This is a genomic window from Pedobacter metabolipauper, assembly GCF_004362715.1.
Taxonomy (GTDB): Bacteria; Bacteroidota; Bacteroidia; order Sphingobacteriales; family Sphingobacteriaceae; genus Pedobacter; species Pedobacter metabolipauper.
Window position 1 is genome coordinate 1463547 of the sequence record NZ_SNYC01000003.1, and the last position, 10819, is coordinate 1474365.

Annotated in this window: 11 protein-coding genes; all 11 read right to left on the minus strand. The window is 39.8% G+C overall.

Annotated elements, in window-relative coordinates:
* Nucleotides 1-49 precede the first annotated feature (49 nt).
* Nucleotides 50-982 carry an adenine nucleotide alpha hydrolase family protein gene (locus ATK78_RS06520; RefSeq protein WP_133575215.1) on the minus strand — a complete coding sequence of 311 codons (933 nt, stop codon included), beginning with the start codon at nucleotides 980-982 and terminating at the stop codon, nucleotides 50-52.
* The gene (locus ATK78_RS06525; protein WP_133575216.1) at nucleotides 979-2886 is read right to left on the minus strand and encodes a DNA cytosine methyltransferase; all 1908 of its coding nucleotides are present in this window, start codon (nucleotides 2884-2886) and stop codon (nucleotides 979-981) included. Before ATK78_RS06525 ends, ATK78_RS06520 begins: the two co-directional genes overlap by 4 nt.
* Nucleotides 2886-5399, minus strand: coding sequence for a DNA methyltransferase (locus tag ATK78_RS06530; protein ID WP_133575217.1), 2514 nt, complete (start codon nucleotides 5397-5399; stop codon nucleotides 2886-2888). The genes ATK78_RS06525 and ATK78_RS06530 overlap by 1 nt, the downstream gene beginning before the upstream one ends.
* Before the next feature lie 36 nt (nucleotides 5400-5435).
* On the minus strand, nucleotides 5436-7127 hold the full coding sequence (locus ATK78_RS06535; protein WP_133575218.1) for a DEAD/DEAH box helicase: 1692 nt from the start codon (nucleotides 7125-7127) through the stop codon (nucleotides 5436-5438).
* Nucleotides 7128-7349: 222 nt separating this feature from the next.
* Nucleotides 7350-7691 (minus strand): hypothetical protein, encoded by a 342-nt coding sequence (locus tag ATK78_RS06540; protein ID WP_133575219.1) that lies wholly within the window; start codon nucleotides 7689-7691, stop codon nucleotides 7350-7352.
* Nucleotides 7692-7759: 68 nt separating this feature from the next.
* On the minus strand, nucleotides 7760-8413 hold the full coding sequence (locus tag ATK78_RS06545) for a hypothetical protein (RefSeq protein ID WP_133575220.1): 654 nt from the start codon (nucleotides 8411-8413) through the stop codon (nucleotides 7760-7762).
* 13 nt (nucleotides 8414-8426) lie between these two features.
* Nucleotides 8427-8867, minus strand: a complete 441-nt coding sequence (locus ATK78_RS06550; protein ID WP_166664839.1) for a KTSC domain-containing protein — start codon at nucleotides 8865-8867, stop codon at nucleotides 8427-8429.
* Nucleotides 8868-8871: 4 nt separating this feature from the next.
* The gene (locus ATK78_RS06555; protein WP_133575222.1) at nucleotides 8872-9285 is read right to left on the minus strand and encodes a DUF7448 domain-containing protein; all 414 of its coding nucleotides are present in this window, start codon (nucleotides 9283-9285) and stop codon (nucleotides 8872-8874) included.
* A gap of 1 nt (nucleotide 9286) precedes the next feature.
* The gene (locus ATK78_RS06560; protein ID WP_133575223.1) at nucleotides 9287-9469 is read right to left on the minus strand and encodes a hypothetical protein; all 183 of its coding nucleotides are present in this window, start codon (nucleotides 9467-9469) and stop codon (nucleotides 9287-9289) included.
* Nucleotides 9469-10161, minus strand: coding sequence for a hypothetical protein (locus ATK78_RS06565; RefSeq protein ID WP_133575224.1), 693 nt, complete (start codon nucleotides 10159-10161; stop codon nucleotides 9469-9471). The genes ATK78_RS06560 and ATK78_RS06565 overlap by 1 nt, the downstream gene beginning before the upstream one ends.
* A gap of 158 nt (nucleotides 10162-10319) precedes the next feature.
* On the minus strand, nucleotides 10320-10819 hold a 500-nt coding region (locus ATK78_RS22715), incomplete at its 5' end, for a hypothetical protein (RefSeq protein WP_166664840.1).

Here is a 10819-nt window from a genome sequence, read left to right on the forward strand (position 1 = left end):
AATCATTATCACTAAGGATCCCCATCGCCCCACATTTCAAATGATATCTTTAATATTTGGACTTAACGCAATGTCCATGGCTCATTTTATAATCTGTAAGCATTTGATCCGTCAAATGACCAAACTTTTCAATCGCTTCTTTTAATATTTCAGGTAACAACTTTTTACCTTTTACGCCCAAATTGTTTTCGACATGTGTATTTGCATCGATTTTATTTTGTTCGATTTCAACCCACTCATACCACTTATCAGGATGAAACCTAAATAACCAAAGTATTTCCTGAAGGGATAGAAATGGGCATCGCATACAATTTGATGGATATGGTAACGGCCATGGTGTAACCAAGATGTAGTCCTGTGCCATTTTACGGTCTATTCCTTCTGTGATCATTGGATAGACCTTCTCAATGGATTTTGTCATCCATACGTTGACCGATTTTACCGGCTTAAATAAATTGAATTGACTTTTCTTTTTACTGATCTTAATTCGTTTTTCTTCACCAGACGCAATGCCAATGATAACTTTTATTTTCGAGTGATCTTTAGCAAATCTCTTAATCCATGTTCTATTTCTGGTGCTATTTGGAATGTATTCACCATAATATTCTCTCGCAATCCAAACATTAAGAAAATTATATAATGGCTTAATCTTTAGATTATCGGTACAGCTACGGCCAAACATCATCGACATTATTGTATTGTTCAACCTAAATTGAGAAATGAGACTTTGCCATGTATTCGGGTGAAATCCGTCACTTGCCTTCAAAAAATAGAATTCGATACCATTTTCTTTGCATAACTGCTCGATCCAATAAACGTGCTGATAAGTATGTTCATGTTCATCACCTGGATCTGACATAGCTACCACCAACCTGCCTTTCACAAAATTCTTTTTATATTCTTGATCACGAATCATTTTGTAAAGCATGTAGGTTCCATCCTGACCACCACCAAAGGAGAAAAATGTAAGTTCTTCTGTCATGCTGCTATTCTTAAGGTCCGGCATTTATTTGCCATGGCTAAACACCAGGAAGTAACCACATGTGGTACAACCGAGTTCCCAATGAACTTCTTCTGATCAGTTTGATTACCCTCGAGCTTGTAATCTATAGGGAAACCTTGGATAGGCAATAGCTCCGAAACTTTAAGCATTCTCATTTTGATATCTGACAAACCGTACAGGGCCATGAATTTTTTAATCCGGATCATAACCGGGCTATCTTCATCATAGATTGGAATGCTTACATCAGGATGCTTATGGAACTGTACTAAGTAAAGAGGTGCCTTATCTTGCCTGGCTACGATAACCACGCACGGAACATCCGTACCGGTGCAATGGCCACCATGAGAAGGATTTAAAATGAAAGGTTGAGCTTTCACAATACTTGCCTTTGGTACAGTCAGCAGGGCACCAAGTGGCTCGTGTATCGAAGAGCTTGTAGGTGTTTTATAATCCCGATTGATAAATACAGGCTGAATCTTGGAGAACCGATCTTTGGTTACCAATGTGCCGGCAGGCTCTTCAATGGAACTGGTATTGTCACCGTTACCATAATACTTAGCCAGAAATGCAGGATTAACAATGTACGGATGATGGCGGCTGGCCGTTAAAGTTTGAGCAGGATCCTCAATCGAACTACCAACGTTTTTAAAATTGGTGTTCATAATAAAAGGTTGTGGCGTTACAATACCCATTCTAACCTGACAAGATATGGTCGGTAAAGGATCTTCTACCGATGGAGGTATATGTACGCCTTTTTGACTTCTGGAATTGTACTTCATAATAAAGGGAGTACATTTGATTAACTGATGGCTACCGAAAGTTGTAATTGTTCCAGCCGGACCAGTCACCGGTATTACCTTGCCTTCCGGTTTTCCACTAAATGTTTTAGCTAAAAAGTATTCTGTTTGAGCAAGTGCAAACCTGTTGTTTGTAGGGATGGTATTGCATGGTGAATCCACAGACAACGCCCGATTATCCGTAGATCCACTATTGTATTGAAGCAGAAATGCCTCTTTACCACCTGCAACAAATTTAATTAGACCAGCTTCAATTCGTTCAAGAGAAGCATCAACCAAAGGCTTCTTCCTGTTGAAAATACTTAATCCTTCATCCTTAAAATCAAGAACATCCTTAACTGCTTTCCATTTCAGTTGAACACCAAACATCCCATCTAATCCGGGCTTTTTAGCATGTGTGCTTTCTGGCCATACAATTGGCAAACCAGGTTTAGCGAAACATCCGAATAAACGGTTACGAGACGTGTATGCACCGAAGTCCGCGCTGTTCATTTCTTTCCACTCATTACGATATCCGAGTGAATCAATGTACTTGCACCATTTAACCCAGTCTTTACCAGACTTCCGACTGATCGGCTTTCCGTTTTCATCGAGCGGGCCCCAGCTCATGAATTCTACTACGTTTTCAATCTGTATATAATCCGGATCAAGAGCCTTGATGTATCTGTCTAAATGTTCAGCCAGTGTACGGCTATCTGCATCACGAGCTTGACCGCCCTTTGCTTTGCTGAAATTGGTACACTCTAAGCTCGCCCAAAGGATTATCTTTGCATTTGGATAGATCATACGGTACTTAGCGATAAGATCAACTACAGGCTGTAATTCTACGGTTCTGATGTCCTCTTCAAAGTGGACTACATCCGGATAATTTAACCAGTGTGACTTTATCGCTTTCGGATCATGATTGATGCAGGCCATTACAAGGGCGACTTGATCACCACCGATAAATGCACGGTGAAATCCTGTTGAGGTACCGCCCGCTCCACAAAACAAATCGATGATCAGAAACTCAACAGCAAGAGGATCTTTAACTATAACCGGATTAAACCCGCCACCTTCTGTATATAAAAAATGTTGCTTCGCCATTATACAGCCTCCCCAATTAAGTCAAACAATGTTGGCACGTTGATCTTGTATTCAATAGATTTTAGATAAAATAACCCATCATCATAGTAATCTGGATTAAGCTCACAGGATATCGAACCTCGACCTAATTCCAAAGCTTTGTATGCGGTTGAAAATAGACCTCCGAAAGGATCATCAACTATTTCTCCTGGCATAGTGAAGCGGGTAATTAGCCTTTCTATGATATCCAATTGAAGTGGGCAAATGTGCTTTTCCTTTTTCTGATTAGCCTGGTTTGCATTTAAAGTTTTCAATCTGTTGATGTCGGTCCAAACGCATTCCTGATTCGAATGAGTTGGAAGGGTCATGAATAACTTTGATAATTTGTCTTGACCTTCGAGGTCGCGGCAGATCTGCAGGTGTTCTGCAAAATTGTAGATGTTTTCTTTATTGTATTTCTTCCAATAATTAAATATGCGCTTCATATCGGACTTCTGGATCTCTTCTGCAGATAAAAACCTATTACCATCAGTTTTCCAATAAGCATGAGCATCTAACTGCCATCTTGCGATATCGTAATCAATCTTAGAATGAGTTACAGGCTCATCAGCATAAGAATTTTCTAAGCCTGTTGGAGCTTTACGGAAAAGCAAAATATATTCAGGTAGACCTACTCCCATTTTTGAAGCGTCCTTACACTGCTCGCTCCATCCTAAACGGTAAGTCTGGTTATTTTCCTGAACTACATCAGTAGTAACCGTGATTTTGCCAATCAGATAAAATCCGTGTTTCACAAAGTGGGATACCGTTTTACCACTGAAATCATCAATGGTAGTGAACTTTGTACCGTTCTGGTAAGAATACCGGATCCTGTCTTTAACGTGAACTGCAGCTACCCGACCAGGCTTTAAAGTCCGCAACAAATTTGGGGTAAGGAAATCCATCTGTTTGAAGAATTCATCATTCCCTTTATTGTGGCCCATGTCGTTATAGTTATCGGAATATTCGTAATGATCACCAAAAGGAATTGAGGTAAGAATCATGTGTGAGCTATTGTCGGCCATGTTTTTAGGATCATGCTGAATAACCGTATCATTATTGAAAACGGTAGCGTTACCGACCACGGAGCTGCGAGGCTTAGAGAAAATCTGTCTTTTCATATCTGCTTTAATTTTATCGCTGTTCAAACCGTACTCCCTTACCAGGTTGATCATTTCGGTTTGTAACTCGATGTGTTTGGCCCACTTTGTTTTTAGGGCCTTTAATACTTCCCGCTCATTTTGAGTGAACAGGATATAAATATTTACTTCTTTGGATTGACGGAACCTGTAGACGCGATGTATTGCCTGAATGAAATCATTGAACTTATAGTCAATGCCGGCAAATATCATATTGTGACAGGCATGCTGCATGTTGCATCCGGATCCTGCAATTTTAGGTTTGGTAGAAAGTATTTTGTATCTGCTTTCCGAAAAGTCAATAAGAGCAGCTTCTTTCTCTACGTTTGTCTGTCCACCGTGAACAGATTTAAGATCAAAACCTTTGAAGGTTCTCTCTATTGCATCTTTTTCCTTGTTAAGATGGTGCCATATTATCCAATTTGAATCTGCATAAGCATTAACGATCTCCAATGCCTTATCAATCCTGATCTGAACACTGTCAGACTTTTCCCGGCTTACGTCTACCAGGCTTTTTGTTGTATCCTTAAACAGAACGATATCGCCTCTTTTATTCTGGATAACCTCATCAGTCTGATTGCTTACTTCAATTTCATGAAGGTGCATTTTTGGAAGCAGGTACCCGGTATCATCATAACCGAGATCAGACGGCTTGTTAATGAAAACGGCCCATGTAGATACCCATTTCCAAAACTCTTCTTTCTTGTTTTCGTAAAGGGTTAAGTGTCCGGCTTTCTTCGGATCGCGCTTGAAGAACCTGGTAAGTGCATGGCCCCGATCAATAACACCTAAGAAATCAGCGTAGTTCAATATCTCTATAAAATCGTTTGGTGTGGGTGTAGCTGTAGCCACAAACCGGTAATTGATTTTCTTAAAGTAAGCAAGGACATAGTTGGTGGTTTCAGTTTCTAAATTACGAAGCATTGAAGCCTCATCAAACGAAACGCCACCGAACTTTGTAGGGTCAATATCACCTTTACGGATCCGCTCGTAATTGGTCACGTATATTTTAGTTTGGTAATCATCAATCCTATCTGAATCGGTGATGTAAACCACCTCATGGCCGGTCTTAAGAAATTCATTATCCCGTTTAAATTCACCTACAACCGCAAGTGGCATGCAGATAAGAAAAGGCTTTGTGGTAAGGACCATAACCAAGCGGGCAATCTCCAATTGCATAATTGTCTTACCAAGGCCAAAACTTGCAAATATTGCCCGCCTACCACCTTCTATTGCCCAGTGCACAATATCTGTCTGGTGTGGCAGTAATAACGGGGACAATGCTGATCTGGAAATATTCAAGCCGAAACTATCTGCAACGACTATCTTTTTTTCAAGGAACTTTTTATAATTCATGATTTTAATTTATGCGTAAAATGATATTTTGACATTTTACTTAGCAAAAAGAGACATAACACTGTCTACAAAAGTCTCTTCTGTTTGATCTTCACTGCCAGTTACCGTATTGGCAATTTCACGTTTGCTGTTAATCAGCTTATAGTTCCATTCATCGATAGTGCTTTTACCAAGGAAGTAGGTGCACATGACGTTTGAGTGTTGACCGGTCCTGTACAATCGATCTTCTGCCTGATCCATTATCGCGGCATGCCAGCCAAATTCTATGAAGCAAATCTGTGTGGCTACATTCTGCAATCCATCCACACCAGTTCCGCCAGCTTTTAGATTTAAAACTATTACGTCAATTTTAGGATCTGATTTAAACCGGTCAACAGCCGCTTGTTTTTGTTTGCCATCTTCTGCACCTGTTATACGAACAGAACGCGGGAACCGCTCCTGAACTTTGGCAATTACCTCTTTAAGGCTGGCAAAAACAACGATCTTTTGTCCGTTGTCAATGATATCCTGAATGAAAGAAAAAGCATCAGCCAGCTTACCGCGGGCACTTATGTTTTTAAGTATTCCGATCCTTACCATCACTTCACCCTTCATAGATTTCTGAACTGATTCTTCAGACTGCTTTTTGATGTTGATCATGTAAGATTCAAGATCCGCTTGAGCATGCATGTATTCTTTTCTGTGAACAGGATCAAGTTCGCAGCTGATCACCTGCCTTGCTTTATCCGGAAGGAACTTCTTAATATCCGGATCAGTTTTATTCCTCCTATAAAAGCAGATCGAATTGAGCTTGTAATTAAGCTCTTTTAAATTGCTGGCTTCCTTTGGTCCTGAACAATAACGCTTAACAAAGGCCGTGTAACCTCCAAAGTCTGCCATCCTGTTCATGATACCTAATTGAGAAACTAAGTCCATAGGCTTATTTACAATAGGTGTACCGGTTAACAAAAGGATAGTTTCTTTTCCAATACAAATTCCTTTAGTAAATTTTGTACTTTGAGACTTGATTGATTTCACTTTATGGCTTTCATCAACAATGACTGCTTTGAAAAAGTCCAAGTACTTTTTGTTGAAGTGAATATGCTCCAGGCGTAACTGCTTTCCTTTGGGTACTTCATCAATGTGATCAACGAAGTACTTTTTAAGCGATTCAAAATTGACAATAAAGAACTGAGACATGCCAACCCTAAAGTATTCCATGAAAGTATTCTTGATGCTGTTTTGCAGAACGATACCCTTTTTGCTAATATTCTGGTTGATCTCTTTTACCCAGTTCTCTTTAACTGCTGATGGGCAAATTATCAAACAAGGGTAAGAGGCTTCACCAAGCTGATGCAACCCTTCAATAGCAATAATAGCCTGGGAAGTTTTACCAAGGCCCATATCGTCGCCAACAATCACACGTCTATTTTTCAAGATGTACGCCACGCCACCCGGCTGCCATGGTAACATAGGCCGTTTAGTTGGAATGTTAATTGTCAGTTCCGGAAGAGGTGGAATAACAAAGTTCGTTACCGGCTCTACCCCTGTTTCAATATGAAAATCGAGATCATACTTTTTTGCAAAAGCTTTCACCGCAATATGATGCTGAACAGGCACCTCCCAGATTTTATCTGCATATCTGAATTGTCTATCTGGAAGTTCTTTGACTGCTGCAGTTATTGCCGGCCGGTATGCGAATTCTATTTTATAGACTTTACCTACTTGCATTATGGTTCCTACGCTCATATTTTGTAAACTCCTTTCTTGTGTAATGCTGCTTGTAGCCTGGTTATGTGAGATTTCAATCCCCGGACCTTATTGTTAAGATGAATGATATCCTTATCTTTCCTTTTCGATGATTCTTTCCAGTACTGTACATCACGCTTAAGGTTAAGCTTTTCTTTACTGGTTAGGTCTGTTTCAGTATCATGAACGGTTAGAATTGCACCAGACGGCCATATTTTCTTTTCACCCATTGCGCACCTCATCTTCCGTATTTGAGAAATACTCAATTATTCCAGGATAGCTGTATGCCTTTTGTGTTTCTGGAAGGTTTTTTAAGAACCGGATGGCGGTGGCGGCTGTGTGAATGGCTTCTGTTTTAATATCTTCAAAAGATCCTTGACCTTCATCCAGCAAGTTACCGGCACGAACAAGCTCACCGGATTCTTCAGCTACAAAAGCAATCTGTTTAACATGGCATTCTGGCCATTTCGGATGCTTGCTCTCAGCTCCGTCTACTTCCATTAAAATAGAAATTATGATTGCTGCTAATTCAGGTGAATTGGTTTTAAATTTTACTTCTGTCATGATTATAGGTTTAAAAAACAGATAATGCGAAAAATGTTAAATTCGCATTATCTGAATCAAATTTTTAATTATTCCATGTCACTGGCAGCATCATCAAAGTCTAATGAATACTGGGAATCAGGCGCGATCTTTCCGTTGTAATACAATAGCACTTCGTTTCTGGCATGCTTGATTACGTGGTAAGCCTCATCGCCAAATTCATAGGCGTTTTCACCACCATGGAAATCCAGGTATTGTGACAATGGCAAAGTTGCTGAACCACGTGTAAATCGCAATCCTGTCAGTGTCACGCCAGTTTCACTATCATTGATGGCGAAACCAGTAACCTTAAATCGGCTTAGTGGGTTATCTTGATCTTCACCGACAAAACTTTCAAATGTAACAGGTGAAATAAGGTCACCATACGCATCATAAGCTTCCTTTTGCTGACAGGCCAATAACAAGTGCGGGCGTAATAGATCAAATGCTAGAAGCAAATCAGGGTGCGGAAGGAACGGCATTTTTTCAGCTCCAGGATTCTCGAACTCTCTGAGTTCCATTTCTCCTTTTATGTTTTCAAAGTCCCTTGTAACCACTTTCCAGTACTTCAGGTTGATACCTGATTTACCAAGGCTGGCCTCAACAATCTTGACCTTGGTCCCAGCCTTTAGCTCATGTGCCTCTTCGGCCACAGCCTTCTTTGCTTCCAGTTCTTCGCTGGTAATTGATTTTGTGATTTTCATATATTGGATTAAATTAAAACTCAGGATCATTGTTACCGGATTTCGGTTCGATATATTCCATCGTTGCACCTTCAGACATTTGGAAGATTATACCTGCTTCTGATTTTGCAGGAAAATCTTTAATGTCACCAGTAATGATTAGAACGGGATCACCCATAATCTCTTCACCTTTGACAATCAAAGCGTTTTCTTGCTTCACGCTTGGAAAATGTTTTACGACTTTTGAACTGATGAACTTACCTATGCTTTCCGCAATAGGGACGAACGATAATGTGTCTGCATCAACCTCTGAATAAATATAACCGGATCCGTTTTTAAACTGGACATACATTTTGCCAGCGAGCATGTCGGTGCCGACAAACGCAACGTTACTGGATGGTTTTTCAATAATATCGAATCCATCAAGGATAGGATCAACAGCGTACGTGCCGCTGGTAAGTGTGATTGTTCTCATAGATTTAGTTTTTAGCACACACTGAAAATCCACCATAATAACCGTTATGCTCGTTATGGTTTACCATTTGAAAAGGGCCTTTGTCGGTTATAACTTCAAACCATTCGATATCGTGACAATCACCATATTCATCTTCTATGCTTGGAGCATCCTTGATCTGATAATTAAGTACAACAGCTCCAGCGAAATCAACTAGATTATCATCAGTAGTCATATACCGATGTTCACAGCACGATTGCCCCTCATCTGAAATAAACAACTTTGTTTCATCTGTGAATTCAAGCACTAATCTATCGTTAGCCTCATCTAAAGTGGCTAACTTTATAATTTTACCGATAGAGGCTTTTAAACAGTTAACTGTTTTTTCGTTGCCACCTAATAAATTGAGCATTACGCCCATTCCTAAATTTACGCTCATGTTAAAATAGTTTTTGTTGATTTATAATTCTGTCTGGTCCGAGGATTGATTCAGTAGCCTCGTCTACAAGTTTTTCCAGTTTGATGGAAACACTCATGGCAACTTGTGCCCGGGTACGGAAATACTCATTCTGAGCTATCCGCATTCGCTCTACAAGAGCTGCATATTCCTTAAGGTCTTCCATTATGCTGATATTTTAAGGCCATCAAACATGAGCCAATATTTAAATGCTAAATCTTCGTATTGAGATTTTCCATGCTCATATAACTTCCTACTCATATCGGTTAATGGCGCGTTCCGATCAACACAGATCTTGAATATCTTCTGGTTCTTTTTGCTGATTCCTATAAGCATATCTTTATTAGTGCCTTCAATATCCATGTACCAAGCTCGAGAACGGAAATAACCGAAATGCTCACAAGCCGCCTCAAATTGACTTTGTGTTTCTGCTGCAGTAGACTTTATGTCGCCTCCCATCTTCCAGGCTCTAACCAGAAGATCCCATTTGCAACGGGTACCAGCTGACAATGTGAAGTCAAAGCCGTTATAATTCATTAACCAATTGTACCTGGTGGATATCGCTTGGAAATCGGCAGCATCACTGATCATCTTTGCAAATGGATCTTTATAGTATGCGCGCTTCATAGCTTTGGCTAGTTCAAAATCATCTGCCGTATAGCGGTAGGTTTGATATTTCACGGTCAGATTGAACAGGTCTACTTTATCAGGTTCAGTGATCATATTATCCAGCAGTGTACCGAAGGCGTATGCATATTCTTTATCTCCAAATTGAGGCTTTGGATGAAGCATTTCCTGTAAGGCACTAAGATCAGAGTTACTGATCTCAGGCCTGCCAAAGTATGGATCTTGTGCCATTACTGAGGTTTATTTTCAGATAAAAAATCTATCAACTGCTGAACTGAAAAACAGTAGTCCTTTCCTAAAGTATCCACAACCTTCTTAAGGTAAGTAAGACTGATATTATCAGGTAGAATAACTTGGACGGTTTTATATCTAATTTTCTTTGCCATGATTTAAAAAGCTACCAATGAAGTGAACCTATCTAAACCGTATGCATTTTTCTTTTTTAGAATAGGCAGAAGCTTTGAAGCTTTGATTCCATTTTCAGCAACATCAACCCTTTCCTTTTCTGTAAAGGTATTTTCCATCCAAGAATTTACGCCCATTTCACAGGCACCAGTTATTAACCGGTAATGATTAATAGTGATCACCGTGTCTGGAAGAATCGGCTCGTTCTTTAATTTCTCAGCGACGATTTTAAACTGAACATCCGATATTGCTTTTTTAACAGTTTCACCATGGGCGTAAAAACCATCTTTCTCAGCTACGAAAGCATCTTGACGTTTGATTTTTTTGTTATCAATATTTACAAGGTTATATCCTGAATAAATCTTAATCCCTTTTGTGGACTTCGTTTGTTGAACTACAAAGCAGTAACCATCAACATCCTTCACTTGTAAGGTAACCGCTCCAAGGCTGATCTCCGTTAAAGCTTGGTTGTAGCTAAAGCAAT

Coding starts and splice junctions, on each gene's coding strand:
- ATK78_RS06535 (WP_133575218.1), bottom strand. CDS start 7,127: ATGAGCGTAGGAACCATAATGCAAGTAGGTAAAGTCTATAAAATAGAA.
- ATK78_RS06560 (WP_133575223.1), bottom strand. CDS start 9,469: ATGGAAGACCTTAAGGAATATGCAGCTCTTGTAGAGCGAATGCGGATA.
- ATK78_RS06555 (WP_133575222.1), bottom strand. CDS start 9,285: ATGAGCGTAAATTTAGGAATGGGCGTAATGCTCAATTTATTAGGTGGC.
- ATK78_RS06545 (WP_133575220.1), bottom strand. CDS start 8,413: ATGAAAATCACAAAATCAATTACCAGCGAAGAACTGGAAGCAAAGAAG.
- ATK78_RS06565 (WP_133575224.1), bottom strand. CDS start 10,161: ATGGCACAAGATCCATACTTTGGCAGGCCTGAGATCAGTAACTCTGAT.
- ATK78_RS06520 (WP_133575215.1), bottom strand. CDS start 982: ATGACAGAAGAACTTACATTTTTCTCCTTTGGTGGTGGTCAGGATGGA.
- ATK78_RS06540 (WP_133575219.1), bottom strand. CDS start 7,691: ATGACAGAAGTAAAATTTAAAACCAATTCACCTGAATTAGCAGCAATC.
- ATK78_RS06525 (WP_133575216.1), bottom strand. CDS start 2,886: ATGGCGAAGCAACATTTTTTATATACAGAAGGTGGCGGGTTTAATCCG.
- ATK78_RS06530 (WP_133575217.1), bottom strand. CDS start 5,399: ATGAATTATAAAAAGTTCCTTGAAAAAAAGATAGTCGTTGCAGATAGT.
- ATK78_RS06550 (WP_166664839.1), bottom strand. CDS start 8,867: ATGAGAACAATCACACTTACCAGCGGCACGTACGCTGTTGATCCTATC.